Genomic DNA, 24,655 nt, shown 5'->3' with positions numbered 1-24,655 from the left:
GCGTCGCCGTCCTATCCCTCCGCGCTTCGACCGTGTAGATAGACGCGCAAGGCCGCGCGAAACGTCGTTGCGTTCCGGAGGATCAGGCTTGTCTGTCGATGATCGTCAGGATGATGGACCGGATGTTCATCGTTCGTCGCCGACCGGGCCCCGGATCGCACCGCCGCGCCAGCCGCAGCAGCGTGATCCGCCGCCGCGCCCTGCATCCGCTCCGGTATGGAATGCGCAGCCGCACCCGACGCCGCCGGGCGCCACCTTCAGGCCATCGATCTGGTCGGTGATCATCTTCGTGCTGCTGCTCATGAGCATCGTCATTCCCGCCTACCGCGACCTGTCGCAGCCGGGCGCCTGGGAATTCTGGCGCGAGCGTTATGTCACGGCAAGCATGACCGCGACCGTGATTGCCGACGTCGACATCGACGGATCGGGCCGCGGCCGGCGCGCGCTCGCGATCAACGGCAAGATCGGCTCGGCCAGCGCGAGTTGGTTCCGCGACCGGCTCAATGAGGCGCGCCTGTCGCCGGGCGATGCCGTGTTGCTGTCGTCGCAGGGCGGCGCACTGGATCAGGCCGCGATCATGGGCGACGTCATCCGCGCACAGCGGCTCGTCACCGCCGTCGCCACCGCCGACGCATCGGGCAAGCTTCGCGCCGCCTCATGCGCCAGCGCCTGCGTGCTGGTCTATGCGGGCGGCGAGACCCGCTACGGCATCGAGGGCTCGCGGCTCGGCGTGCATCGTTTCACCACCGCAACCCAGGTGAGCGATCCGCTCGCCGAGGCCCAGCGCATCCAGGGCATGGTGCTGAACTACATGACCCGGATGGGCGTTTCCTCGAAAATCATCGAGGCGATGTCGCAGACCTCCGACATCCGCTGGCTGAGCCCGAAGGAGGCGCTGGCGATGAACCTCATCACCAGGCCCGCCGGCCGGTCCTGACGGGCGCGCCCTGTCATTAATCTGAATCATCAACCACGGCGGCGGCTGCGGCGAAAAAAGCCCGCCCGAAGCGGATTCTTTAGTCCCTCCCCCTGCCGATTTCAGTTATGCAGGGATGCGGCAATCGACCCGCGTTCGCGTAAGCTTTCTTGCGCGCTGACCGGATCGTTCTGCCGGAGAATGCCGACGAGAACGACACCACACCCGTGATGCGGCCATAAGCCCGACGCGCGGCGAACCGACAGAAGCGACGCGCGTGCAGCTCTACCTTCCGATCGCCGACATTCCGGTCAATGTCTTCCTCATCCTGGCGATGGGCGCGGCGGTAGGGTTCGTCTCCGGCATGTTCGGCATTGGCGGCGGCTTCCTGATGACGCCGCTTCTGATCTTCGTCGGCATCGCACCCGCGGTCGCGGTCGCCTCGGTCGCCAGCCATATCGCAGCCTCGTCGTTCTCGGGCGCAATCTCGTACTGGCGCAGACGCGCGATCGATCCGTTGCTGGCAGCGGTGCTGCTGACAGGCGGCACGATCGGCACCGCGCTCGGGGTGTGGACCTTCACCTTCCTGCGCTCGCTCGGCCAGCTCGACCTGATGATCGCGCTGTCCTACGTCATCCTGCTGACCACGGTCGGCGGACTGATGTTCTGGGAGGGCCTGCGCGCCCTGCTGCGGGTCCGTCGCGGCGGCGCGGTCACGCTGCGCAAGCCCGGCAGCCATGGCTGGGTCCACGGCCTGCCGCTGAAGGTGCGCTTCAAACGCTCCAAGATCTATCTCTCGGTGATTCCGGTCGTCATGGTCGGCCTCGTGATCGGCTTCATCGGCGCCGTCATGGGCATCGGCGGCGGCTTCATCCTGGTGCCGCTGATGATCTATTTGTTGCGGGTGCCGACCTCGACCGTGATCGGCACCTCGATGGTGCTCACCCTCGTCACCATGACGTTCGCGACCATGCTGCACGCGGTGACCAACCATCTGGTCGACGCCGTGCTGGCGCTGATCCTGATGATCGGCGGCGTCACCGGCGCGCAGTTCGGCGCGCGGGCCGGACAGAAGATCCGCGGCGAGCATCTGCGCCTGCTGCTTGGCCTGCTCGTGCTCGCAGTCGGCATCCGCTTCGCGGTGGAACTCGTGATCCGGCCGCAGGACCTGTTCAGCATCCGCGAGAGCGGTGGCGGAGGTCCGCCATGAGGCTGCGCACGCTGCTCGTGACCTTGAGCCTGGCCACCGCGACGTCCGCCGCGGCGCCGGTTCAGGCCGAGCGGCTGATCGTGTCGGTCTCCAACCACCGCGTCACGGTGACGCCGAACTATTCCGGCGGCGAGCTCGTGCTGTTCGGCTCGGTCGAGAAGGACGACAGGACGCAGCCGCATCAGGGTAGCTACGATCTCGTGGTGACCGTGTCCGGTCCGCGCGCCGACATGGTGACGCGGCGCAAGGAGCGCAAATTCGGCATCTGGATCAACACCGACTCGCGCCAGTTCCTGCAAGTGCCGGGCTATCTCGCGCTGTTCTCCAACCGTCCGTTCGACCAGATCGCCTCGCCCGAGGTGCAGCGGCGCCAGCAGCTCGGGCTCAATAATGTGCTGCTCACGCAGCGCGTCGGCACCGATTATGCCGACGTGGTGCCGAACGACGCCTTCCGCAGCGCGTACGTCCGGCTGCGCTCCGAGCACGGGCTGTATCGCGAGGCGACCTCCGCCGTGACGTTCCTGACCCCGACCCTGTTCCGTACCGGCATTCCGCTGCCGGCCGAGGTGCCGATCGGCACCTACAATGTCGAGATCAAGCTGTTCGCCGACGGAGCGCTGGTGACCAAGGCCGAGACCGCGTTCGAGATCGTCAAGGTCGGCTTCGAGCAGTTCGTCGCCACGACTGCGCGGCAGAACGGTTTTGTCTATGGCCTCGTCACGGCGTTCATGGCGCTGATGACCGGCTGGATGGCCTCGATCGTGTTCCGGAAGGATTGAATCTCCCCGGACCCGTAGGATGGGTAGAGCGAAGCGAAACCCATCAATTGCATCCGCGCGGTGAGATGATGGGTATCGCTTCGCTCCACCCATCCTACAGCGCCTACAGAAGCTGCATGATCCCCATCGCGACTACGCTGAGGCCCATCGCAGCGGTGGCGAGCCAGCCGAGCCAAGAGAGCCAACCGCGGATCACAAAACGGCCCATCACCTCCGTGCGGCGCGCCATCAGCATCAGCAGCACCATCACGGGCACCGCGAGGACGCCGTTGACGACGGCGCTCCAGTACAGCGCCGAGATCGGATTGATCGGCGTGAAGTTGAGCGCGATGCCGAGCCCGCCCGACAGCGCCAGCACCGAATAGAACGCCACCGCTTCGCCCGGCTTTCGCGTCAGCCCGACCGGCCATCGCCATCCCTCGGCCACGGCGTAGGCCGTCGCGCCCGCAAGCACCGGGATCGCCAGCAGGCCGGTGCCCACGATGCCGAGCGCGAAGATCACCTCGGCCAACGGCCCGGCGATCGGGCGCAGCGCCTCGGCCGCCTCCGCCGAGGTCTGGATGTCGGTCTTGCCGGAGGCGTGCAGCGAGGCCGCGGCAGTGACGATGATCGACAGCGCGATCACGTTGGAGAACGCCATGCCGGTGATGGTGTCGGCACGGATGCGGGAGAACTCCCGCTGCGCCCCGTAGTGCCGCTCGATCAGCGGATGCTTGGTGGCATCGACGCGCTGCTCCTCCGCTTCCTGCGCGGCCTGCCAGAAAAACAGATAGGGCGAGATCGTGGTACCGAGGATCGCGACAATGGTGGTGAGATAGTCCGCGCTCCAGGTGATGCGCGGTACCAGCACGCCGGCCAGCGCTTCGTTCCACGACACCTTGGCGAAGGCCAGCGCCGCGACATAGGCGAACAGGCTGAGCGTCAGCCATTTCAGCACCGCGACATAACGGTGGTAGTTCATGAATATCTGTGCGGCCACCGAGGTGACGCCGAACAGCACGACGTAGAGGATCGCCGGGCCGCCGACCAGCAGCCTTGATGCATCCGCCATCGCCGACAGATCGGCCGCAATGTTGATGGTGTTGGCGACAAACAGCAGCGCCACCACGATCACCAGCAACCAACCCGGATAGTGCCGGCAGACGTTGCCCGAGATTCCGCGCCCGGTGACACGGCCGACCCGTGCACAGATCTCCTGGATCGCCGACATCAGCGGGAAGGTCAGCAGCATGGTCCAGCCGATGCCGTAGCCAAGTTGCGCGCCGGCCTGGCTGTAGGTCCCGATTCCGGAGGGATCATCGTCCGACGCGCCGGTGATCAGACCGGGGCCGAGCGTCTTCAGGACCGACTTGATGCCGAAGCGCTCACGCCGCTCCTTCGCTTCAGGCGCGCTCTTGTCCTTGTCTAGGTGCCGTTGCGAGATCGTCCTGTGCCGCGTCATTGTCCGGTTCCAGCCATCGCGACAACGAACCGGTTTCGCCAATGTTCCAGCGATGAAACCCGGCAGGAACCTACTGCGCGATCACCGTCGCAACCCCGGGCTCGAGGATACGCAGACGGCGGCCGAAGCCGAGCGTGTCGAAGGATTTCCGCAGGTCGTCGGCGCTCTGGCGGAAATGCGCCCAGCCGTCAGTATGAACCGGCACGATCACAGCATCCGCGAATGCGCGCGCGGTCTCGATCGTGTCGTTGGTGTCCATGGTGAGATGGAATGGCCCGCGGGTCTGCGCCGCGCCGGCGAACGGCAGCACCACGCCGCAATTGAAGCGTCGCGCGACCTCGGCGACGCCGTCGAACCAGGTGGTGTCGCCGCTGATATAGACCGGACGGCTGCCCGCCTTTTCCACCACGAAACCGATGACGTCGCCGGACAACGGCTCGATCCCCGCCGGCCCGTGCCGCGCCGGCGTCGCGGTGACGGTCAGTGTCCGGCCACCCTTCTTCAATTCGGTCGCTGCCCACGGCGCAAAACCCTCGGCGTTGCCGCCGAGCCGCTTGGCGCCCGCCTCCGTCGTCAGCACGCGCTTTGCCCTGGTGAGGAAATCGCGGCCGGAATGATCGAGATTGTCCGAATGCTGGTCGTGGCTCAGCAGCACAGCATCGACCTCGCCGACATCGCGCGCGCTGAGCGCAGGCCCAGTCAGCTTCTCCAGCTTCACATGCGGCAATTGGTAGTCGCCAGGAGCGTCGAAGGTCGGATCGGTGAGCAGGCGGAACCCGTCGATTTCGATCAGCGCCGTAGGCCCTCCGATCAGCGTGATGGTGATGCTCATGTCACACTCCTCTTGGGCGCGGCGGCGGCCGGGCGGGTCACCAGATAAATGCCGAGCGCGACCGGAACGATCCCGAGCAGGTCGCGGAATTCGACATGCTCGCCGAGCACGAGGAACGCGAACAGCATGCCGAGCGGCGGCATCAGGAAGTGATACGCGCTCGCGGCGGTCGCACCACACACTTTCAGGAGATGAAACCAGAGCAGGTAGGCGAGGATCGAGCCGCCCAGCACCAGGAAGGCGAAGGCGCCGGCAAGCCGCATGCTCGGCACGATGTCGCCGACGCTGGACAGCGTGACGGCGAACGGCGCCAACGCAAGGCCGCCGGCGATGTTCTGGATGCCGTTGCCGATCCACAGGCTGCCCTTCGGCGACAGCAGCTTGAACAGGATGGTGCCGGCGACGATCGAGGCCAGCGAAGCCAGCGTGAACAGGATGCCGTGCGGATCATCGGTGCCGACCGACATGCGATGCCAGACGATGAAGGCGACGCCGCTGATGCCGAGCAAAAGACCGGCGATCTTGCGCAAGGTCAGGCTCTCACCGAGGAACAGCGCGGCGAGCACTGCGGTGAAAACCGGATTGGCCGAGACGATCAGCCCGCCGAGGCCGGCAGAAACCGTCTTCAGACCGGTATAGCCGAGGCCGAGATAGAGCGCGTTGTTGGCGACGCCGAGCACGGCGAATACCGCGACGTCGCGCCAGCTGAGATCCCATTCGTCCCGGCGCAGCAGGGTGATGCCGAGGATCAGGATGCCGGCCAGCGAAAACCGCGCGGCGAGCAGGATCAGAGGCGGGCAATCGGTGACGCCGATCTTGCCGGCGACGAAGGCGTAGCTCCAGAGCAGGCAGAACAGCGCGATCAGGAACGGCAGCGTGTTGAAGCGGGCGCGGGGGACCGCCATTGACGATACGGTGGACATGGGAAGGTTCTCCTTCCCCCATGATCTAGGCCCGCGCCTTGATATTTGGAAATTAAATGATAAACTGACATGCAGTGGATTTATAAATGGAGGCTGCGATGCTCGACCTGGAGCTGCTGCGCAGTTTCGTCTCGGTGGTCGACGCCCGAGGCTTTACCCGCGCCGGCGAGCGGGTCCACCGCACCCAGTCGACGGTGAGCCAGCAGATCAAGCGGCTGGAGGAGGATGTCGGCCAGCCGCTGTTGATCCGCAACGGCAAGGACGTGACCCCGACCGAAGCCGGCGAGCGGCTGTTGTCCTATGCGCGACGGCTGCTTGCGCTCGCCGAGGAGGCGCGCGACGTGGTCTCGCAGCCGGGCAATCAGGGCGCGATCCGGCTCGGCGTGCCGGAGGATTTCGCCGCGTTCCGCCTGGCGAAGGTGCTGGCCGGCTTCTCGCGCTCACATCCTGCGCTGCGGCTCGACGTGCGCACCGACCAGAGCACGCAGCTGCGGCGCGACCTCGAGCGCGGCGAACTCGACCTTGCGCTGTTCAAGCGCCCGGCCGGCGAGAAAGGCGGCATCGCCGCCTGGCCCGAGCGGGTGCATTGGGTCACCAGCAAGCAGCATCCGCGCGACACCACCACCGGATCAGTGCCGCTGATCGGCTTCCCGCTCGGCTGCCTCTATCGCGCCGGCGCGATCCATGCGCTGGAGAGCGCGGGGCGCAGCTGGCACATGGCCTACACATCGTCGAACCTCTCCGGCATCCAGGCCGCGATCGCCGCCGGCATGGGGCTGAGCATCCTGTCCGAGATGGCGATCCAGGCCGATCACCGCGTGCTGACGGCGAAGGACGGTTTCGCGCCGATCGACAAGACCGAAGTCGCGCTGGTCGCCTCCCCCGACGCCAGCCCCGCGACGCTGCGGCTGGCAGAGCGGCTGGCGGAGTTCTGCGAGAGCGTGCAGGCGAAGGCGGCGTAGGTCGCGCCACAAACTCAGGGACGACACCGAGTGTGTGGCCTAATAACACCGCGACGCGGCGAAGGCGTGGACGCGATTGTCGCCGAGCACGTGGGCCATGAACGTGGGCGCCCCGAACACCTTGGCGAACGCGGCATCGCGGATGCTGAGGCCGCCGGTGTAGGCGCCGAAGGCCGGCATCACGGCACGTTCGCCGTCACTGGCAAAACATCGCCGCTCGATCGAGCGGCCGCGGGTCGGCACACGGGCCTTCGGATGCAGATGACCGGCGATCTCGCCGCTTTTTCCGGTGGGCTCGTGGCGGAACGCGATCGGGCCGATCGCGACTTCGGTTGCAACCACGCCGCCGAGATCGGACGGCAACGCCGGATCGTGGTTGCCCGAAATCCAGATCCAGCTGCGCCGCGCCTGCAGCGCCGCCAGCGCTTCGCGATCCGGTTCCGACAGGCGTTCATGTGCGGTGCGATCATGAAAGCTGTCGCCGAGCGCGATCACCTGCCGCGGATCGTGCCGCGCGATCACGGCCGCAAGCCGGCTCAGCGTCGCCACCGTATCGTAGGGCGGCAGCAGCACGCCGCGGCTGGCGAAGCTGGACCCCTTTTCCAGATGCAGGTCGGACACGACGAGCAGGCGCTGCTCCTCCCAGAACAGCGCGCCGGAGCAATCGGCGACGAAACCGATATCTGCCACCGTAACCTTCGAAACGCGCATCTCGTCACTCTGTCCCAAAGCCAGCGCGCTTGCGGTCACGTCCCGTTCCCCGGAGTACAGCAGTTATGTCATCGCCTCCCGCACGAGTTCCTCGGCCGCTTCGGCCAGGAGCTCGTCGGATGCTTCGCCATAAACTGACTCGCGGCCGATTTCCAGCAGCGCGGGGACGGCAAGCGGAGAAACGTGGTCGAGGTCCTTGTGGGTGATTCGGCCGTGGATGCGCGACAGCATGTCGCCAAGACGGCGGAGATCGAGCAATCCTGTGGCGGCATCGCCGCGCGCGGCGCGCAGCAGCACGTGGTCGGCCTGATGCTTGCGCAGCACGTCGTAGATCAGATCGGTCGAGAACAGCACCTGGCGGCGCGATTTCTCCTCGTCGGTGAAGCGGCGCGCGATCAGGCCGGAGATGATGGCGCAATTGCGGAAGGTGCGCTTCATCAGCGCCGATTCCGCCAGCCACGCCTCGAGATCATCCCCGAGCATATCGGGGTCGAACAGCGCGTTGAGGTCGAGCCGGCCCTGCCGGATCATGAAGGGGAGATCGCCGACACACCAGATCGCCAGCGAATATTCATTGGCGACGAAACCGAGCGGCCGGGCACGGGCGCGCTCCAGCCGGCGCGTCAGCAACATGCCGAGCGTCTGGTGTGCGAGACGGCCCTCGAACGGATAGCAGATGATGTAATGCTTGCCGCCGCGCGGGAAGGTTTCGACCAGCAGTTCACGCAAGCCCGGCACACGCGAGAACCTGCGCTGCAGCGACAGCCAGTCGTGCACCTGGTCCGGCAGCGCGTTCCAGGCGCGGCTGTTGTCGAGCAGCTTGCGGACGCGCTCGGCGAGATAGGTCGACAGCGGGAACTTGCCGCCCATGTAGGACGGCACCTTGGCGTCCTTGTCGTTGGCACGTGAGACATAGACCTGGTCCTCGACCAGCGCTTCGTAACGCACCACCTCGCCGCCGAACACGAAGGTGTCGCCGACCACGAGGCCCTCGATGAAGACCTCTTCGATCTCACCCAGCATGCGGCCGCCGCGCGCGATCGCGCCGGTCGAACCGCTGCCGCCGGCACGCGAACGCACCAGCCGCACCTTCAGCATGGTCTCCTCGACGATGGTGCCGACGTTGAGGCGGTAGCTTTGCCGCACCTTGGGATTGGCGACGCGCCAGCGGCCCTGCTTGTCCTGCTTGATGCGGGCGAAGCGCTCATAGGTCTTCAGCGCGTAGCCGCCGGTGGCGACGAAGTCGACGACATCATCGAAATCGGTGCGCGACAGCGCTGCGTAGGGCGCCGCGGTCCTGACCTCGGCGTAAAGCTCGTCGGAGAAGAACGGCTCGCCGCAGGCGCAGCCGAGCACGTGCTGGGCCAGCACGTCGAGCGCGCCGGTGCGGAGCGGCGGCGTGTCCTGCGCATTCTCCGCGATGGCCTCGATCGCGACGGCGCATTCCAGCACCTCGAAGCGATTGGCCGGCACCAGCACGGCGCGCGAGGCCTCGTCGAAGCGGTGATTGGCGCGGCCGATCCGCTGCATCAACCGCGATGAGCCTTTCGGGGCGCCGATATTGATGACCAGATCGACGTCGCCCCAGTCGACGCCGAGATCGAGCGAGGAGGTGCAGACCACGCCGCGCAGCTTTCCCGCCGCCATCGCGTCCTCGACCTTGCGGCGCTGGGCGACGTCGAGCGAGCCGTGATGCAGCGCGATCGCAAGGCCGTCGTCGTTCATGCGCCAGAGATCCTGGAACAGCATCTCGGCCTGGCTGCGGGTGTTGACGAACACCAGCGTGGTCTTGTTGCGCTTGATCAGCTCGTAGACCTCGGGCAGCGCGTGACGCGCGCTGTGGCCGGACCACGGCAGCCGTTCGCGCGTGTCGAGCATCTCGACAACCGGCGGCGCCGCGCCGCCGGCGATGACGACGTCGGCGGAGGCGAACTGGCCGCCCGGCTGCGGCACCAGGAAGCGGGCAAGCTGCTCGGGCTCGGCGACGGTCGCAGAGAGACCGATGGCGCGCATCTGCGGCGCGATGGTCCAGAGCCGGGCAAGTCCGAGCGCCAGCAGGTCGCCACGCTTGGACGTCACCAACGCATGCAATTCATCGAGCACGATCCGCTTCAGCGAAGCGAACAGATAGGGCGCGTCGTCGGAGGCGAGCAGCAACGCCAGCTGCTCGGGCGTGGTGAGCAAAATGTCCGGCGGATAGCGCCGCTGCCGCTGCCGTCGCGACACCGGCGTGTCGCCGGTGCGGGTCTCGATCTTGATCGGCAGGCCCATCTCGGCGACCGGCGTCTCCAGGTTGCGCGCGATGTCGACCGCGAGCGCCTTCAGCGGCGAGATGTAGAGCGTGTGCAGGCCACCGGTGCGGCGGACGCCGCGACCGGTGGAGACGACGTTTGGCCGGGGATCGTCTACGGCTGTCTCTTCCCTGATTTGTCGCAGAGCTCTGGAATCAGCCGGCTCGCGCGCCAGCTCCACCAGCGTCGGCAGGAATCCCGCCAGCGTTTTGCCGGCGCCGGTCGGCGCGATCAGCAGCGCCGACCGCTCGTCGCGCGCTTTCCCAAGCAGCGCGAGCTGATGCTCGCGCGGCGCCCAGCCGCGCGAAGCGAACCAGTCGCTAAACCGGCGCGGCAAGAGGTCGGCCGCCGCCTCGGGCGGCGTGACGGAGAAGAGATCGAGGGTCGACACGCCCAAGAGGTAGGTGGTTCAGGCGGTTTCGTCGAGGGTGGGCGGGAGATGGCGGCAGGTGGCAGGAGAAAGCGTGAGCCACCGGCTCCCGCCTATCCGTCGTCCCGGCGAAAGCCGGGACCCATAACCACTAGTGGTCGATGTTGGAAAATTGTCTGGCCACGCGCCTTTTACGATAGCCGCGGAGTATGGGTCCCGGCTTTCGCCGGGACGACGAGGTGGCTTGCTACTCCGTCACCGGCTTGTCGGAGATATCCCAGTCCTTGCCGTTGAAGATCGAGATGTAGAGCGTCTTCATCGGGGTGTAGTCCTCGGGCGTGTAGCTGTAGTTGATGCCGTCGAGGAAGTAGGGCGAGTGGAAGCCGGCCAGCGTGGTGGCGTGCTTGAGCACGTTGGCGCGGGTCAGGTCGTCGCCGCAGCGGCGCAGGATCTCGGCCATGCTCGCGACCTGGCCGTAGCCGGCGAAGGCGATGGTATTGTCGGGGTCGATGTTCGGCAGGTACTTCTTGCGCAGTTCCTCGAACGCGACGACGTCGGGATCCTTCTCGAAGCGCGGCACGCCGACTTCCTTGGCGTAACGGATCGCGACGATGTCCTTGGCATTCTCGAAGCCGGCAGCGCTGAGGATCGAGCGGCCGGTCGAGCCCGCCGACAACAGCTGCAACGGCTTCCAGCCGAGCTCGGCGACTTTCCGGATCGACTGCGACGTCGCCTTGCCGGTGCTGATATTGTAGAACACGTCGGCGCCCGACTTCGACAGATTGATCAGTTGGGAATCGACCGTCGGATCGGTGAGATCGTAGGTCTGCTCCATGATCACCGATGCTTTGCCGCCCGCATCGGCCAGCACCTTCTTGAACGGACCGAGGAAGTCGCGGCCGAAATCGTCGTTCTGGTAGAGGATGCCGACCTTGGCGTCCGGCTTCACGCTGACGACATGCTTGGCGAGGATGCGCGCTTCGGTCGGATAGAGCGGCAGGCCCGCCATGGTCCATTTGAAGTTCTTCGGATCATTCCACTTCGAGGCGCCGGTGTTGAGCAGCAGCTGCGGCACGCCCTTCGAATTGAGGTATTTATGCACGGCGGTCTGCGGCGCGGTGCCGAGCGAGCCGTACAACGCCAACACTTCTTCCTGCTCGACCAGGCGGCGCGTCGCCTCGACGCATTTCGGCGCGCTGTAGGCATCGTCCATGGTGAGGAATTTCACCTTGCGGCCGTTGATGCCGCCCTTCTCGTTCAGCATCTGGAAATAGGCTTCGCCGACGCGGCCGAGCACGCCGTAGAGTGAGCCAGGCCCGGAATGCGGCACGGTCTGGCCGAGCTTGATCTCGGTGTCGCTGGCGCCCGGATCGTATTTCTTGTCGGCGGCCCAGACGAACGGCGCGGGTAGCACGGAGGCGGCGATGGCTGACAATGCGGTGGCGCCGAACTCGCGGCGAGTATGCTTTTTCATTGTTTCTCTCCCTTGGAGAGCAAGCTGTCGCATTCCGTCCTGCAGCGGGCAAGCGTGAAGTCGCAGCTTTGCGGCGCAATGCCGCGCCACGGCAAATGCGTAGCGTGTAGACTCAAGTTCTTCCCTTCTCCCCTTGTGGGAGTATGTGTCTCTATCTAACCGATTGGCGCAACGGGCAAAACTGAAAATGGTGTCCGTATAGTGTCCCTTGCGCGGGGTTCCTGCAGCGCGCGGCGCGCGCCCGCGTAGGTGCCTGTGCGCTGGCGCGGCTTGTCCGCTATCCCGTAGCCCCTGCGCTTGCGGCTTGCTGTAGCCCTTCCTGCGCTCCGCGCGGGCCGGTCGCTTATTATTGCTGCGATGGTGACGGCTACCCGCACGCCCGGGCGTGTCGTAGCGGTGACCAGACCGCTCGGGCCGCTTGCCCTTACCGCATGCTTGCGAAACACTCCCTGAGGTCCGGTGGGGATTATTGGATGCGCCTCTTGTTGATCGTGATCTTAGGAGCCGCGTTGGCGAGCAACGTGAGAGCAGCAGCGGAAGATGGTCCGGAATGCTTCTCGAAGCGCACAAAGTTTAACGTCTGCGAAAAGGCGCGCGAAGCGCAAGCCGGTTTGGCCGCGACGCTTCCGCTGAAGATGAATGCAAATATCACGATGTCCACAGCGATTGTCGTAGGGCCACGGCTCATCCTCACCGCGATTTGGAATATCGACAAAGCCGAGTTCGATGCCCGGTTACGGGCAAACAATACGACAGTGGCCGATTTGACCGCGAAGATGGACGTCGCGACACAGAATTCCGTTTGCAGCATGGAACTCATGGCCGCGTTTGTCAGGCTGGGCGGCCAAGTCCAATATCTCTATCGGACGCTGGACGGCGCTACCGTTCTGTCGCCTCTTGTTGCTGCCTGTTAATCAGTACCCATGGCGCTCGATCATTACGTCTCTCAGGTTCACCTGACGAACAAGCGATTGCCCGTTGCCAACGGCTGGTAGTGGAAAAAACCGACAGGAACGCGGAGGCAACTGGCCCTTGTGGGCCAGTTGCCAAGCGCACTGGCACGTCGGGCCTGCAGGTACTGTGGGGGCCGCGAACCTGCGCGGGGACCGCGCGACCGCGCTCTTTGAGCATATTTGCCATCGCGCAATCTCAACTAAATTTTGTGCCACTCGGTACACAAAGGCAGCGCCCGGTGTAGCGCCACGGAGAAGATCGATTTTAGGGCAAAAATCCCCTTTGCTTTTCTTGACGAAACCTTAAGTTGAGAGCGCCTTCAACCCTAAACCACGGTGCTTCATGTCCGGACCCATGCCGCCGCGCGTCACGTTCGATACCAACGTCTGCAACGTGATCCACAATCCCGATAGATGGCCGGGTCAGGTTGATCCTGAAGATGCGCGCAAGGTCCGTGCAGCCATCAAAGACGGTAAGATTTTGGGGTTCATCTCAGAAGCGACTTTGTTCATCGAGTGTCTGAGCTTCGAGGACAAGCTGGCTTACCTTGCCGTTGCCGGAACCGATAAGCCGCGACCGGCTCCAGACCCGAGAGCGGTTGCACGATTTGAGGATGTTGAGAAGGTTGGTGCGAGACTTCTACACGCGCCGCTCATTGCTGGTGAGATTTTCATCGAGGGCTTCCGCTGGGCCGGCGACGACGTTTTCAGCCAAGAAGACCGACAGTCGCGGTTTTCAGAGTTCTGCCGTCCGCTCGGTGGCCGAGAAAAGCTGCAGCAATCTGGGGAGGCGCTGGAGGCAAAATTTCCGTCCAACTTCCATGGAACACCGATGAAGGGACCGGGAACATGGAAGTCGGCCTTCAAGCGGGCGTCGGATGCTGGCGAGAAAATCAGGAGCGAAGTGGGTCCGATCATAGGGGAGTGGTGCGACGGCCTGATCGTTGGCTCGCACTTTGCCTACGGCAACGATGTGTTCTGTACAATCGACGAGGGCAAAGGCGCTGGTGCGAACAGTCTTTTGCATCACAGCAATCGTGCTGCCCTTCGAGCGCAGGGGATCACCATGATGACCCCTGCGGACCTTGTGCAACATTATGGGCTGTAACGCACATGTTCATCTGCGTTGTTGCTTGATCGCCCAGAGCCGGTAAGCCTCGTCCTCGTAGGGATCATCGCCAGTCGGCGGCGGGATAAGCTTCGCGCCCTCGCTGCGGAAGTGATCGAGACCGCGCCCCATCGCCTTGCCCTTCATCGTGTGCATGTCGAGCGCGTAGTCCGGTATCGTCGGCGCGAAGCCTTGCAGCAATGACCGCAGGCCGATGGCGGCTGCGAAGTGGCAGCCCGCCCGGGATTTCGGTGACCGGCACATCATGCTGATGGCATTCCCGACCATCAGCCGGGCTTCACCGATGCTCTTGCTGTACCGCTCCCGTGATGCGGCGAGCGATGCGGCGACGAACGGAAAGACGTGCGGCGCTGCCAAGGTGTCGAGGTCCTCGTGGCAGATGACCTCAAGCCTGTTGCAGACCATCGAGTGGAAGGCCTTCGAGGTGTGCATGAGTTCAACAGCAAATTCCATCGCTTCTCGTTCCATGCCGCGCCGAATGCACTTCTGCATCGCGCTGAGGCACGCCATCGCCGGGAGGCCGTTCTTGGTGTCGGGGATCATCGGGTTGCTCCCTCCGGCGCGGCGACGACGATGGTCTCGCCCGCGACCTTGGCGGCGGCGACCGCGCGCGCCTGCTCGATTGTGTAGGCGTGGACAGTGAAAAGCGGCTTGGCGGTCTGCCCTGGCACTGGCTGGTAAACGGTGAAGGGTTTCGGGGTCTGCACTGGCTTGCTCCTGTTGTTGCTGGAGCCCGAAGGCAGCCACCCACCGCGCGTGCAGTAAAACCAAGTTTTCGGCCGGAATTCATTATCCCCGCCATCGTTGCCGGGGTACCCGACTGGGCGGGCTGCGCCTGTGTTGTGTCCGGTGCGACCTAGGCCGCTATCGGTAGCGGCTTGCTTGACCGTTGCCGCCCGGCGATCCTGCGCCTTGGCATGGGCACGAAATCACGCGAGAGCATCTACGGCGCTTCGATCCGGGCGGCGGCTGAACAGGCTGCCAAGGCGCGTAAAGACGCCGACCGGCTCGCCGTCGCGGCGTGGAACATGCGCATGCTCGGCTTTCAGGGACCAGCGCAGCCGTCGCCGACGATAGGCGACGCGCTCAATGCCGGATACGGCTATCTCGAAGTGCGCTGTCTCGGCTGCAACACCAACCAGACCGTTGCGCTCGACATCGTCCGCCGACCGAAGACGACGCCGGTCCATGAGCTGGAGCGCTACATGCGCTGTAAGGACTGCTCGCAGGTGCGAGGCTATCCGTATAAGCGTAGCCATTTAGTTGCCTTGCGTCCCACGAAGATTTCCGCAAGTGATCCACCGTCCACTTGGTGGCCGGGGGAGCGCTAATGTCGCAAGGGTTTGTCTATGTGCTCGTTTCTCCCAACAGCGACCACATAAAGATCGGTCGTACAGAGCGGCCAATCAGCGAGCGGCTTAGAGGAATTAACGGCGGCGAAGCATACGCTCCTCACGGGCCTTGGGAATTGTCAGACTTCGTCCACGTGACAGACTGCGTCGTCGTAGAGACCGCCCTTCATCGCCATTTCCGTGACCGCCACGTCAAGATGGAGGGAACGAACGAACTCTTCAGTGTAGCTCCTCATGAAGCTCGTGAACGACTACGCTCGACAAGTGGACCACTTCGTGTCGATCCCGAAAAAGCGGATCAGCTTTTCAACAACGATGCCGCAAGATTGTATCTCTTTAGGCTGTTCCAACTCTCTGGATTGTACGGCAATCTCGACATTCAGGGTGCGTGGACCTTGAGCGTTCTTCCTCAGACCAAGGGAGGTCGCTGGTTCACGGTGAACATTGGGCCGCATGAAGTGGCGTTTAGCACACGTACGGGCGCAGACGGCAAGTTCTTGCATTACCTCGTGCTAGATCGCCTCATCTTAGAGTACCCGAAAACGATTTTATGGCTCGGCCAAAATGGTGGTGATGTTCAGCAAGCTGATTACAAGACCGCTGAACGGGCAGTAAGCGTGAGTTTCGAGCACGATTTTGCAAAGGCCGAGAGCTTCTTCAAGCGCGACGGAGTTCGTCGTGCAATGGTTGCCTACTGGGCGGACGCCCTCGCCGACCTTCGCGAAAGAAATGCAAAGAGCGTTTACGCTAGGTATCATTCCTACGATGCGGTGTCGCAGCTGCTGGAATACAAGCGGGCAAGAGATGAGGTGGTGGTAGGCCCCTTGGCAGCAAAGGTTTAGTCAAGGCATGTGCAATCTCTACAGCATCACCACCAACCAAGCCGCGATTGCTGCGCTGTTCCGCGTCGTCAACCGCTACGTAGGCAATCTCGCACCGATGCCGGGCGTATTCCCGGATTACCCGGCTCCGGTGATCCGCAACAATGATGCCGGAACGGAACTGGCGCTGATGCGGTGGGGCATGCCGCCGCCACCGCGCACTGGCGGTCCCCCGGTCACCAACATCCGCAACACGTCATCGCCGCACTGGCGCACGTGGCTCAAGCCGGAGAACCGGTGCTTGGTCCCGGCTAACAGCTTCGCCGAATATGCGCCGGAGCCGAACCCAGAGACTAAGAAAAAGGATGTGGTCTGGTTCGCGCTCAATGAGAGCCGCCCGCTGTTCTGCTTCGCAGGCATCTGGACGACTTTCAACGGTGATCGTGGCACGAAGTCAAAGCCGGTGCCCGGACCGCATCAGGTCTACGGTTTTCTCACGACATCGCCGAATGCGGTGGTCGAGCCGATCCATCCGAAGGCGATGCCGGTGATCCTGACTACCAACGAGGAACGCGACGTTTGGATGCGCGCGCCGTGGGATGAAGCCAAAGCGCTGCAGCGGCCATTGGTCGAAGACGCGCTCAACATCGTAATGCGCGGTACGGAAAAGGAAGATAGGCCGGCAGCGTGACCTGTGCGCCCAGATGCCGTCATCGACTACCCACTCGCGAAAGGGTCCAAAACCGCAATGACAGAAGAGAGCAAAGCGGCTGCAGAAGACTATCGGCAGCAGCGCCAGCATGCCGACGCGCAGCGAAGTGGCTTCGCATACTCCTCTACAGGCTTTGATGAGTGGTTGGCGAAAAACGAGCAGCGTCTGCGCGATCTGATCAAAGCAAACGGAACCCCAGACATCGACGTTGAAACCGTGGTTGAAGAATACAAGGCGTACCTCGCCTCGGCATCGCCCGGTTCAAAACTCGACGACAAAAATGCACGTGCGATCCTCGATCCGATATTGCGGGATATTGAAGACCTCTGCCTTGAACAGAAAATTCCGATCCGAAACGGCGTAGTCCATGGCGTTGCGCCGGAATTTGAATTGCTAGCAAGACAGCGCGAAGTCATGGCGACTGACGTCAGCATTATCGATGTCAGCCTGCCATTTCTGGTGTTTTGCAATTGCACAAGCAAAGCGCTCGCTCGAACGCTGCCGCATGAAGCGGGGCCGCTAATCAAAGTGAGCAATGATCCTGCTGTGGTGCTTCCGAACTTACGCGCATCGCTAAAGCTACTGGGCGAATGGAAGCTGATCATCCTGCATTTCGCCTACGGTGAATTGCCGCCGCATTTCATTAGCCCGCCGCCTGATGAGGTTGGGCAGCAAGTGATCCGAATTTTGCTTCTGAGGGCAATGGAATGGTTTGCGCTTGCCCACGAGTATGGCCATCACGTGATGAAACATGGTCAAGTTACGTCCACTGCAGGAACGCGCAGCGTCTTCGACGATGAGCACGAAGCGGATCTTTTTGCGCGCGCGGTCAGCATGACTTTAGGCGACAAGGCAGAGCCGCCGAACATCTATGCATTGTCGGGTGTAGGCGGCGTTATCGTGCTGGGGTTGATGGACATGATCCGACGTGCGCGTTGGGTGTTAGAGACAGGCTTCGACAACGCCCCAGCTGGAACGTCACACCCGCCGCTTGCTGATCGCGTCAACGTCTTCGGTCTCTTAGATCAGCACTTGCCGGAAGAATTGCGAGCTAACGCGAAGAATATGCGAGAGTGCTTCTTGAAGATCATCGAAGGTATTTGGGAGGATGTCCTCCCTGAGTTGCAGCAAGCACACAAGGAAGGTGTGCGACCAGCCATATCTGGGTCAACGATAATCTAAGACATTGCGGCGGCGCGCCGCATCTCATCGAGCGTGCGCCGTGCGTCCCCTTCCTGATGACGCACTCAGGATCATGCGCGGGCGGGCGAGGAAGATCGCCTACGATGGACACGGGCTCAAAAGGCAAGGGCGGCGGGGCGCCGCCCAGGCCTTCAATTCAAGCTTTGGCAAATAGAGGGCCTTTCGGTATTGCAGACACTTGCTCTCGCCTTCCGGTTGCGGAACTATCGGATCGGACAGCGGGCACAGGCGGCGATGGCACACAGCGACCACGAATTTGGCGGGATATCCACGGACCTCAAGTTGTCTCTGGTCGGCGGGTACCTGCAGCAATTTACAACGGCGTTGCGGCCTCAATTCCAACAGCTCTGGTATATTGACGCCTTCGCGGGCACGGGTGAGAGGACCGTTATCATTCCGGGGCGGGCCGCCGACATGCTCGGACCCGAAATCGATGCGCGCGTTGAGCGCCGGGCTGGATCAGCCAAAATTGCAATCGATGTCTCACCAGCCTTCGACAAGCTGGTTTTCATGGATAAAAGGCCGAAGCACATCGCGGCATTGAATGATTTGCGAGCCGCAAATCAATCCCGAAATATTTCTGTCGTTCCCGGCGACGCCAACGCAGAAATAATGAAGCTGCTCGGTGAACAAAAAAGCTGGGCTGGAACACGGGCTGTGATGTTCCTCGACCCATATGGCATGTCGGTCGATTGGCGCACGCTAGAAGCAATCAGAAGAACCGAAGCAATCGATGTTTGGTATCTGGTCTCGCTCTCCGGCCTGTTTCGTCAAGCAACTCGCGACGCTGAAGATTTGGACCCCTCAAAGCGTGCTGCGCTCACCAGAATGATCGGAACGGCAGACTGGGAGAACGACTGGTATGAGATGAAGCGGCGAACTAACCTTTTCGGCGATGTAGACGAGCGCCTTGCACGCACGGCTGAAGTCGATGACATGGAGCGGTATTTTGGCGCGCGGTTGGCGAAACTGTTTCCGGCCGTACTGCCGCCGTTGCGACTGAATGACGATAGAGGCATTCCTCAGTTTGCGCTCTTCTTCGCGATTTCAAATCCTAAGAACGTCGCGATAGGCCTTGCCTCGCGCATCGCGGGTCACATTCTGAAATCTGGCATCTCGTCGAAAGTACGCCCGTGAAGCGTGCGCCCCGCCGCCTTCTTGTTCTTCCCACCCCACTGCTTGAAGAAAAACGCCGTACCCGAACGACGGCACATCCCTTCGATTTCATCGACCCATTCTGGCTTCATTTCCCGCGCGCGCGGACCACTTTCTCCGCCCACGATTGCCCAGTGGATGCCCGTGAAGTCGCCTGTGGCAACCGATCCGATCAGGGGCTCTAGGGAAACAAATCGAACTACGGCTGGGACACGTCGTAATGCATCCAAACGGTGCAGGACACGACCATCCTCAACGCTAGTACCAAGCCAAACGTTCGAGAGAACTGGGAAGGATGGCTGCGATAGCACCTCGGCCATTCTCTCGGGTCGCTTTGTGAGGATTTGATATGTGTGGCGCGGGGTCTGCTCCATCACGGCCCAAACCCGCGCAATAAATTCCACGGGCACGTCGTCGTGGAAGAGGTCTGACATGGAATTGACGAAAACCTTGCGAGGCTTAGACCACGCCTTCGGTGCGTCGAGCGATGCGTGATCCAACCGAATTCTGCCGGTCCACACGGCTCTTTTCCCGCTTTTCCGAGTGAGCCCACGGTACTTCTTCGTGCCCATAGCGTCGAGCCGAGCGGCCATCCGCATGGCGTAACAGTTCGTGCAGCCCGCCGTCAGGACTGTACACCCGGCCACGGGGTTCCATGTCGCGTCGGTCCATTCGATTGAAGTATCAGCCATGACGGTCTCGATCCTTGTAGCTCATGGTCAATCCAAAATTTCTGACCGACCGCACGTGTGGGATCGATAACCTACTCTTTGGGCCATTTGCAGTTCCCCGAAACCAAGACCTACCATACCGCCGCGGGTTGAAGGTTAACACAAAGGCACTTTCCTGCAGATTGCGGGCGGCGGCTTCCCTATCCTTCGGCCATGATCCAGCGGCGGCGTCCCTCCGGCTTCATCGAACCGTGCCTGCCGTCAAAGGCGGCGCGACCACCTTCCGGTCCGGACTGGGTCCATGAAAACAAGCATGACGGCGACCGGCTGATGGTGCGCCGGGACGGCTCCCGGGTGCGCCGCTTCACACGCGGTGGCTATGATTGGGCCGACCGCTTCCCGACCATCGCTGAAGCTGCCCTCCGCTTCCAGGCATCGTCGTTCTCGGGAGACTGATGAGGAATGGCGACGAAGCCGGTGAGTTCGACGGCACTTCATCGGCTGCAATCCAAAGCGCGCGCAGGCGAAAACCGATGGTGATCCGCCAGTGCGGTGTCATGGGCTGGGATGTCGCGGATTAGAACGGAGGACGGTGCGACTAACGTTAGTCGCAATGGGAACGGAGCATCGAAGTCAAACGGAAACGGCAGCAACGTCGTCCACCTCCACCGAGATGACGACGGCGAGGTCCGGCACATCATGCTGCTGATCGGCGAACTCAGCGAACAGGGCCGAGAGATGGCGGCGGCGTGCTCCATCTGATTTCACGTGAAACCGGAAGAGACCATCGGGCAGTCTGCTACCTTCTGCCATAGGCGACATCCCACGCATGCTCCGGCGATGAGCCCGACGCTTGACGCGGCGCGGTGACAAGCCGCACACCAAGCAGCGCTTGGGGTGACGTATCAGGCCGGAAATCAATAATGGTGCCCTGCGCCTCGGCGACAAAGATCAAGGCGACCTCGCGCCGTTCGATAGCGAGAATGTCCTGAAGAACTGCCGCCTCCTGCACTTCGCGCTGTTCGCGCGTCAGAGCGGCGGCGTCGTCCGCAGCCGCGTCGATCTCGCGCTCCAGCGCGGCGACGAGTTGATCGCGAAACAGCCATGCGACCAAACCAACGGCATCGTGTGTCTCGCCGAAACCGATGACGCCCGGCGAATTCGCATTGTAGATGTTCGCGGTCAGCCGCGAGGTCGCAAACTGCACCGGCTGGCCGAACTCGATTGCTCCATCAACATTCGGTGCCGCAGCGACCGCAAGCGCGGCGATCTGCTCGCGCATCGCGGACTTCGCGCCGGCCGACGGGTACGGCGCCGAGCGAATGCGGTGCAAGTCCGCCTTCAGCTCGCGCAGCCGCAACCGATAGCGCTCGATGCCGTCGGCGATGGTTTCCTTCGGCTTCAGCAACTCGGCGACATCGTCGTCCTCGACATCTTCGAGCACGACGCCGAGCGGGATGCCGCCCTGCGTTAGCCAATCAGTTACGGCTCGCGCAAGCTGGCCCGACAAGCTCCAGCGCTCGCCCCGGGTCTCATAGAGCCCAGTGAGGCGCGCAAGCTGGGCGCTAGCGAGTTCAAGCCGCCTGCCTTCGGCCATAACCTGCGGTGCCGTTTCATCAAGCTGGAAGCCACCCTCCGATCTCGGTTTGCGCAGTTGCTCGATGCGGCTGCTGTGGATCGCTTTGGCGTCCGCCTGCTCCTTGATCTGCTCGAACGATGGGATTTGCGCATGCAGATCGGCAACGCGCTGGCGCAGGCTGGTAAGCCTGCTCACGGCCCTGTCCGACAACCGCGAGGCATCGACTTCGGTGCCCATATGCATGCTGATCGGCGCTGCAGGTCTCGATGCGGCTTCGAATGTCATGGTCGCCTCCATCGCGATGATTGATGAAGCGGATCACCTCGCGTGGGCAACGAGTAGCCCGGCTCACGGTAGATCACGGAGCGCCGATCTGATCGTCCGGTCGCCCGGTATCGCATCCCTCGTTTTGAGGATCATCCACAGCACCTGCGTCAGCGTGCCCCGGTACTGCAGCGGGCAAGTCAACTCGGTGCGATCTCGACGCCAACGACCGTTGCGGTACCTCGACAATCTGACCCGGAACTGCCGCGCGATCTCACGACCTGAGTGGCCGGGGTAGAACCCCGCCGCCGCGATCAGCAGCCGGTCGCGCTCATCCAGCGCTAGCTGCACGGCTGGGGTCCGGCCATGATCCCGACCGACCGGGACCGCATGCGGGAGGTCGCTGGTTCGAAGCGGCTTCATGTTGCCGGGTCCAACGGCTCGAATGCCCCGCCTGGCACGACCGGCCTCAGCACGTTCGCACAGGCGCGCTCCAGCGCATCGACAGGCAGATTGGCATTCCAGCAGGGCTTGCAGATCGCGCAGGTGCCAACGGTGCTCGGCCGGGGTATGTCCGGAGTGCTCAAGAGCAGCGCACCGACGTGCTCCCGGTCCACGACCCATGACGCGCAGATGATGCAGTGCCGCGCCCGTTCCGCGAGACCATCGACCCAGCTTTGCGAAGCCTGTCGCAGCAAGGGCACCTCGTCGAGGGCGGCATCATCAGGCGAGACGAGATAGGTCCGCAGTGCTGTTGTCGCGCGCCTGAAGGCGCGCAGATCGGAGCGGCGCTGGTGCCTATTCATACAAACGCTTCCTGCCGTGAATGATAAGAACCACGTCTGCAAGCCACAGCGCGGCCCGCTGACGCGCGTTTGCTTTGGCCGCACTCTCTTGCCCGGCGACCTCGCTTTGACGCATGGGACACGCGCTGCCGCTTGTCGGCGCGGGCCTTGGGGCTGGTCGCGCGGCTGTAGGGTGTCGGCATGCTCTCTCGCTCCTCTGCTTGTCATTGCCCGCCGCTCCAGCGCGCCTGCCTCGCGATGTCGTCCTCGATGTACCCAACCGGGTCGAAATCCAGTTTGGCGGCGAGCAGTGCGGTTTCTACTTCCTCAGGATCGCCGTCGTATGCGCGCAGAAGATCGGACAGCAGGGCGTCGGCATTGTCCGCGCCAAGGACCTCCCTCGCGAGGTCGTGCACGGCGGCGGGCGCAGCGCTCGCGTCGTTTGCGTCAGTACCTATTGAGGTTGCGGAAGGTAGTTGCTGGCGTGTTGCGACATTATCGACCAGCGCGACAGCGCGCTGGTTCAGTGGTGCGTCATCGACAGCTTCTGCGCTGCTGATAGGTGCGCTGTCTGTATCGGCATCGGCGGTGCGCTCGCCGTGAGCGGCGAGCACGCTATTCGTTACGCTATTCCTTACGCTATTTGGGTGCACGGGTGGACACCCGTCAACGACCGATCCGGACACCCGTTCGCCACCTGCATGGACACCCGTCCGCGCTTCTACGGGTGTTTGCTTGGACACCCGTGACTTTGACTTTACGGGTGTCCGTTTGGACACCCGTCGATAGGGTATGATCAGGACGAAATCGTTGGTGGCGTCGTGGTGTCCGCCGGGATTTCGCGTGTCTGCTATCATTCCAATCCTCCGAAACGCGGCGACGGCTTTCTGCGCTGTCCGTTCCGTGGTGCCACACTCCTTCGCGAGCGTCGCGTAGGACGGGTTCAGTTGCCCGGTTTCACCGTTGCGGAAATGGGCCAGCCTCATGCCAACGACACGCAGTATCGGTGACAACTCCTGCACCGCTGCGAGCCGCACCCATTCGTCGCGGAGTTTAAAGGTTGTCACGTCGCGCGGAGGTCCTTCGTGGGCGGCAACGGGTCTGGCTTTGTCGGCGGGCATATCGTGGCCTTTCAGATGTGAAAGGCCGGGCTTGCGGTGTCGCGCGCGCTGGCGCATATGGAGGGCGGGTTGAATGCCCTTACATTTGGCCGGTGCGCTGCTGCTGGCAGCGCCCGGCAGTTCTATTCGGCAGCGACCTGTCGCCTGACGCTCGCGGCCTCGCGCTCGCGCCGCCAATCGGTTTCCGCCTCCTCGGTGATGATGACGCGGTCGAGAAGGCGGGTCTCGCGTGGCGTAAGCGGAGGGTCTTGGTCGCGTAGCTTCTGATACAGCCCTTCGGAAATCGCGTGCCGCGCGCAGAACTGCGGGATCGTAAAAGCCTTCTGCGGAATGCCCGCAGCCTGCAACTCCGCTGCCCTTTCCGCCTTCGTCTTGTTCGCCATATCTGCCTCCTCAGTGATGATGAGGAGGATGATGCGGCCACGTCGTCAAAATGCCAGCGCAGAGATTGCACCTGTGCGGTGGTGTTGCACACGTGCAATCTTTCCTATGGTCAAGTTTTCCAGTGACCGGTTTTGCGCAAAATCAAGCCTCGGCCTGGCTCCCGGCGACCAGACTGCTTGACCTCGTCGGCAAGCGCGTCCTGAACCAATTTCCGAACGACCCCGGGGCGGAAGGTGTTGGCGTCATTGTTGGGGAATTTCTCTTTCAAGACACGCGTCACCGCGTCGTCCCAATACGACTTCCGCTCCTTCTCGGGTTTGGGTTTGGCCTTCCGCTTGGTGGCGGTCTGAATTTCCGCTTCGGGGCCGCCGCGCGGCTCTGCCCACGGCGGTTCTATCAAACCGTCGCGGACGGCAATGGCGCGGTCGATGTTTGCGCGTGCCCGATCTAGTTGAGCGGCCCGCTCAAACTTTTCAGCCACCACCTTCTGGAAGGCGGCGCGCTGCGCCGGCGTCGCCGCTAACCTCCCGATAGCGGTTGGCTTCTCGGGCGTGCTACCGTCACGCTTAGCCTTGCCCATGTGCACATCTCACTGGGTTGGTCAGTCCGGGCCGGGG

General features: G+C 63.1%; 27 protein-coding genes. 11 read left to right on the top strand and 16 right to left on the bottom strand.

Translation table 11 applies throughout. The features are described from left to right. The first annotated feature begins 88 nt into the window (after positions 1 to 88). The 3 genes from JQ633_RS06815 to JQ633_RS06805 all read left to right on the top strand — a co-directional run bounded on the left by JQ633_RS06815 (position 89) and on the right by JQ633_RS06805 (position 2,905). Positions 89 to 937: a hypothetical protein gene (locus JQ633_RS06815; protein ID WP_211983760.1), complete on the top strand. Its 849-nt coding sequence runs from the start codon at positions 89 to 91 to the stop codon at positions 935 to 937. Positions 938 to 1,193: 256 nt separating this feature from the next. Beyond that, positions 1,194 to 2,126: a sulfite exporter TauE/SafE family protein gene (locus JQ633_RS06810; RefSeq protein WP_211983759.1), complete on the top strand. Its 933-nt coding sequence runs from the start codon at positions 1,194 to 1,196 to the stop codon at positions 2,124 to 2,126. Next, positions 2,123 to 2,905, top strand: coding sequence for a TIGR02186 family protein (locus JQ633_RS06805; RefSeq protein ID WP_211983757.1), 783 nt, complete (start codon positions 2,123 to 2,125; stop codon positions 2,903 to 2,905). Before JQ633_RS06810 ends, JQ633_RS06805 begins: the two co-directional genes overlap by 4 nt. A 103-nt stretch (positions 2,906 to 3,008) precedes the next feature. Here JQ633_RS06805 and JQ633_RS06800 read toward each other — a convergent pair whose 3' ends face one another. From JQ633_RS06800 to JQ633_RS06790, 3 genes are all read right to left on the bottom strand, one after another. Next, positions 3,009 to 4,346: an NRAMP family divalent metal transporter gene (locus JQ633_RS06800; protein ID WP_211983755.1), complete on the bottom strand. Its 1,338-nt coding sequence runs from the start codon at positions 4,344 to 4,346 to the stop codon at positions 3,009 to 3,011. 70 nt (positions 4,347 to 4,416) lie between these two features. Next, positions 4,417 to 5,178, bottom strand: a complete 762-nt coding sequence (locus JQ633_RS06795; RefSeq protein ID WP_211983753.1) for an MBL fold metallo-hydrolase — start codon at positions 5,176 to 5,178, stop codon at positions 4,417 to 4,419. Then, the gene (locus tag JQ633_RS06790) at positions 5,175 to 6,101 is read right to left on the bottom strand and encodes a DMT family transporter (RefSeq protein ID WP_211983751.1); all 927 of its coding nucleotides are present in this window, start codon (positions 6,099 to 6,101) and stop codon (positions 5,175 to 5,177) included. Before JQ633_RS06790 ends, JQ633_RS06795 begins: the two co-directional genes overlap by 4 nt. A gap of 98 nt (positions 6,102 to 6,199) precedes the next feature. Between JQ633_RS06790 and JQ633_RS06785 the strand changes: the two genes are divergently transcribed. Then, positions 6,200 to 7,063 (top strand): LysR family transcriptional regulator, encoded by an 864-nt coding sequence (locus JQ633_RS06785; RefSeq protein WP_211983749.1) that lies wholly within the window; start codon positions 6,200 to 6,202, stop codon positions 7,061 to 7,063. Positions 7,064 to 7,102: 39 nt separating this feature from the next. On the opposite strand, the gene pdeM is transcribed toward JQ633_RS06785, so the two are convergent. The 3 genes from pdeM to JQ633_RS06770 all read right to left on the bottom strand — a co-directional run bounded on the left by pdeM (position 7,103) and on the right by JQ633_RS06770 (position 11,909). Then, positions 7,103 to 7,774, bottom strand: coding sequence for a ligase-associated DNA damage response endonuclease PdeM (gene pdeM / locus JQ633_RS06780; RefSeq protein WP_211984174.1), 672 nt, complete (start codon positions 7,772 to 7,774; stop codon positions 7,103 to 7,105). Between the two features lie 63 nt (positions 7,775 to 7,837). After that, positions 7,838 to 10,456: a ligase-associated DNA damage response DEXH box helicase gene (locus JQ633_RS06775; protein WP_211984172.1), complete on the bottom strand. Its 2,619-nt coding sequence runs from the start codon at positions 10,454 to 10,456 to the stop codon at positions 7,838 to 7,840. Between the two features lie 226 nt (positions 10,457 to 10,682). After that, a complete protein-coding gene (locus tag JQ633_RS06770) occupies positions 10,683 to 11,909 on the bottom strand; it encodes an ABC transporter substrate-binding protein (RefSeq protein WP_211983747.1) in 1,227 nt (408 codons plus the stop codon). A 473-nt stretch (positions 11,910 to 12,382) separates the two neighbouring features. Between JQ633_RS06770 and JQ633_RS06765 the strand changes: the two genes are divergently transcribed. Continuing rightward, positions 12,383 to 12,823, top strand: coding sequence for a hypothetical protein (locus JQ633_RS06765; protein ID WP_211983745.1), 441 nt, complete (start codon positions 12,383 to 12,385; stop codon positions 12,821 to 12,823). Between the two features lie 382 nt (positions 12,824 to 13,205). Next, a complete protein-coding gene (locus tag JQ633_RS06760; RefSeq protein ID WP_211983743.1) occupies positions 13,206 to 13,970 on the top strand; it encodes a hypothetical protein in 765 nt (254 codons plus the stop codon). 9 nt (positions 13,971 to 13,979) lie between these two features. On the opposite strand, the gene JQ633_RS06755 is transcribed toward JQ633_RS06760, so the two are convergent. Then, positions 13,980 to 14,534 (bottom strand): hypothetical protein, encoded by a 555-nt coding sequence (locus JQ633_RS06755; RefSeq protein WP_211983741.1) that lies wholly within the window; start codon positions 14,532 to 14,534, stop codon positions 13,980 to 13,982. Then, entirely contained in the window at positions 14,531 to 14,698 is a 168-nt protein-coding gene (locus tag JQ633_RS06750) for a hypothetical protein (protein WP_211983739.1), read from the bottom strand. The genes JQ633_RS06755 and JQ633_RS06750 overlap by 4 nt, the downstream gene beginning before the upstream one ends. 210 nt (positions 14,699 to 14,908) lie before the next feature. Here JQ633_RS06750 and JQ633_RS06745 point away from each other — a divergent pair, with 210 nt between their 5' ends. From JQ633_RS06745 to tcmP, 5 genes are all read left to right on the top strand, one after another. Continuing rightward, the gene (locus tag JQ633_RS06745; RefSeq protein WP_211983737.1) at positions 14,909 to 15,322 is read left to right on the top strand and encodes a hypothetical protein; all 414 of its coding nucleotides are present in this window, start codon (positions 14,909 to 14,911) and stop codon (positions 15,320 to 15,322) included. After that, positions 15,322 to 16,185, top strand: a complete 864-nt coding sequence (locus JQ633_RS06740; protein ID WP_211983735.1) for a GIY-YIG nuclease family protein — start codon at positions 15,322 to 15,324, stop codon at positions 16,183 to 16,185. The genes JQ633_RS06745 and JQ633_RS06740 overlap by 1 nt, the downstream gene beginning before the upstream one ends. A gap of 7 nt (positions 16,186 to 16,192) precedes the next feature. Next, positions 16,193 to 16,855, top strand: coding sequence for an SOS response-associated peptidase (locus tag JQ633_RS06735; RefSeq protein WP_211983733.1), 663 nt, complete (start codon positions 16,193 to 16,195; stop codon positions 16,853 to 16,855). 57 nt (positions 16,856 to 16,912) lie between these two features. Further along, a complete protein-coding gene (locus tag JQ633_RS06730; protein ID WP_211983731.1) occupies positions 16,913 to 18,058 on the top strand; it encodes a hypothetical protein in 1,146 nt (381 codons plus the stop codon). Positions 18,059 to 18,313: 255 nt separating this feature from the next. Next, positions 18,314 to 19,216, top strand: coding sequence for a three-Cys-motif partner protein TcmP (gene tcmP / locus JQ633_RS06725; RefSeq protein WP_211983729.1), 903 nt, complete (start codon positions 18,314 to 18,316; stop codon positions 19,214 to 19,216). On the opposite strand, the gene JQ633_RS06720 is transcribed toward tcmP, so the two are convergent. The 8 genes from JQ633_RS06720 to JQ633_RS06685 all read right to left on the bottom strand — a co-directional run bounded on the left by JQ633_RS06720 (position 19,174) and on the right by JQ633_RS06685 (position 24,618). Next, a complete protein-coding gene (locus JQ633_RS06720) occupies positions 19,174 to 19,926 on the bottom strand; it encodes a DUF5131 family protein (protein ID WP_211983727.1) in 753 nt (250 codons plus the stop codon). The genes tcmP and JQ633_RS06720 overlap by 43 nt on opposite strands. Positions 19,927 to 20,538: 612 nt before the next feature. Next, complete coding sequence (locus JQ633_RS06715; RefSeq protein WP_211983726.1) at positions 20,539 to 20,718, bottom strand: hypothetical protein; 180 nt, start codon at positions 20,716 to 20,718, stop codon at positions 20,539 to 20,541. After that, positions 20,705 to 21,769 (bottom strand): hypothetical protein, encoded by a 1,065-nt coding sequence (locus JQ633_RS06710; protein ID WP_211983724.1) that lies wholly within the window; start codon positions 21,767 to 21,769, stop codon positions 20,705 to 20,707. Before JQ633_RS06710 ends, JQ633_RS06715 begins: the two co-directional genes overlap by 14 nt. 63 nt (positions 21,770 to 21,832) lie before the next feature. Then, positions 21,833 to 22,099 (bottom strand): hypothetical protein, encoded by a 267-nt coding sequence (locus JQ633_RS06705; protein WP_211983722.1) that lies wholly within the window; start codon positions 22,097 to 22,099, stop codon positions 21,833 to 21,835. Between the two features lie 68 nt (positions 22,100 to 22,167). Then, positions 22,168 to 22,554, bottom strand: a complete 387-nt coding sequence (locus JQ633_RS06700; RefSeq protein ID WP_211983720.1) for a hypothetical protein — start codon at positions 22,552 to 22,554, stop codon at positions 22,168 to 22,170. 203 nt (positions 22,555 to 22,757) lie between these two features. Then, positions 22,758 to 23,654, bottom strand: a complete 897-nt coding sequence (locus JQ633_RS06695; protein ID WP_211983719.1) for a helix-turn-helix domain-containing protein — start codon at positions 23,652 to 23,654, stop codon at positions 22,758 to 22,760. Positions 23,655 to 23,776: 122 nt separating this feature from the next. Beyond that, a complete protein-coding gene (locus JQ633_RS06690) occupies positions 23,777 to 24,037 on the bottom strand; it encodes a hypothetical protein (RefSeq protein WP_211983717.1) in 261 nt (86 codons plus the stop codon). Positions 24,038 to 24,147: 110 nt separating this feature from the next. Next, positions 24,148 to 24,618, bottom strand: a complete 471-nt coding sequence (locus tag JQ633_RS06685; RefSeq protein ID WP_211983715.1) for a hypothetical protein — start codon at positions 24,616 to 24,618, stop codon at positions 24,148 to 24,150. Between the last annotated feature and the right edge of the window lie 37 nt (positions 24,619 to 24,655).

It is taken from the genome of Bradyrhizobium tropiciagri, from assembly GCF_018130505.1.
GTDB lineage: Bacteria > Pseudomonadota > Alphaproteobacteria > Rhizobiales > Xanthobacteraceae > Bradyrhizobium > Bradyrhizobium tropiciagri_B.
This window is presented reverse-complemented; position numbering and strand designations above follow the sequence as displayed.

Bases quoted from the DNA above. Each gene is read 5' to 3' on its own strand.
- JQ633_RS06805 (WP_211983757.1), top strand. From the start codon at position 2,123: ATGAGGCTGCGCACGCTGCTCGTGACCTTGAGCCTGGCCACCGCGACG.
- JQ633_RS06800 (WP_211983755.1), bottom strand. From the start codon at position 4,346: ATGACGCGGCACAGGACGATCTCGCAACGGCACCTAGACAAGGACAAG.
- JQ633_RS06795 (WP_211983753.1), bottom strand. From the start codon at position 5,178: ATGAGCATCACCATCACGCTGATCGGAGGGCCTACGGCGCTGATCGAA.
- JQ633_RS06790 (WP_211983751.1), bottom strand. From the start codon at position 6,101: ATGTCCACCGTATCGTCAATGGCGGTCCCCCGCGCCCGCTTCAACACG.
- JQ633_RS06785 (WP_211983749.1), top strand. From the start codon at position 6,200: ATGCTCGACCTGGAGCTGCTGCGCAGTTTCGTCTCGGTGGTCGACGCC.
- pdeM (WP_211984174.1), bottom strand. From the start codon at position 7,774: ATGCGCGTTTCGAAGGTTACGGTGGCAGATATCGGTTTCGTCGCCGAT.
- JQ633_RS06770 (WP_211983747.1), bottom strand. From the start codon at position 11,909: ATGAAAAAGCATACTCGCCGCGAGTTCGGCGCCACCGCATTGTCAGCC.
- JQ633_RS06765 (WP_211983745.1), top strand. From the start codon at position 12,383: ATGCGCCTCTTGTTGATCGTGATCTTAGGAGCCGCGTTGGCGAGCAAC.
- JQ633_RS06760 (WP_211983743.1), top strand. From the start codon at position 13,206: ATGTCCGGACCCATGCCGCCGCGCGTCACGTTCGATACCAACGTCTGC.
- JQ633_RS06755 (WP_211983741.1), bottom strand. From the start codon at position 14,534: ATGATCCCCGACACCAAGAACGGCCTCCCGGCGATGGCGTGCCTCAGC.
- JQ633_RS06745 (WP_211983737.1), top strand. From the start codon at position 14,909: ATGGGCACGAAATCACGCGAGAGCATCTACGGCGCTTCGATCCGGGCG.
- JQ633_RS06740 (WP_211983735.1), top strand. From the start codon at position 15,322: ATGTCGCAAGGGTTTGTCTATGTGCTCGTTTCTCCCAACAGCGACCAC.
- JQ633_RS06735 (WP_211983733.1), top strand. From the start codon at position 16,193: ATGTGCAATCTCTACAGCATCACCACCAACCAAGCCGCGATTGCTGCG.
- JQ633_RS06730 (WP_211983731.1), top strand. From the start codon at position 16,913: ATGACAGAAGAGAGCAAAGCGGCTGCAGAAGACTATCGGCAGCAGCGC.
- tcmP (WP_211983729.1), top strand. From the start codon at position 18,314: ATGGCACACAGCGACCACGAATTTGGCGGGATATCCACGGACCTCAAG.
- JQ633_RS06720 (WP_211983727.1), bottom strand. From the start codon at position 19,926: ATGGCTGATACTTCAATCGAATGGACCGACGCGACATGGAACCCCGTG.
- JQ633_RS06715 (WP_211983726.1), bottom strand. From the start codon at position 20,718: ATGGCAGAAGGTAGCAGACTGCCCGATGGTCTCTTCCGGTTTCACGTG.
- JQ633_RS06710 (WP_211983724.1), bottom strand. From the start codon at position 21,769: ATGACATTCGAAGCCGCATCGAGACCTGCAGCGCCGATCAGCATGCAT.
- JQ633_RS06700 (WP_211983720.1), bottom strand. From the start codon at position 22,554: ATGAATAGGCACCAGCGCCGCTCCGATCTGCGCGCCTTCAGGCGCGCG.
- JQ633_RS06695 (WP_211983719.1), bottom strand. From the start codon at position 23,654: ATGCCCGCCGACAAAGCCAGACCCGTTGCCGCCCACGAAGGACCTCCG.
- JQ633_RS06690 (WP_211983717.1), bottom strand. From the start codon at position 24,037: ATGGCGAACAAGACGAAGGCGGAAAGGGCAGCGGAGTTGCAGGCTGCG.
- JQ633_RS06685 (WP_211983715.1), bottom strand. From the start codon at position 24,618: ATGGGCAAGGCTAAGCGTGACGGTAGCACGCCCGAGAAGCCAACCGCT.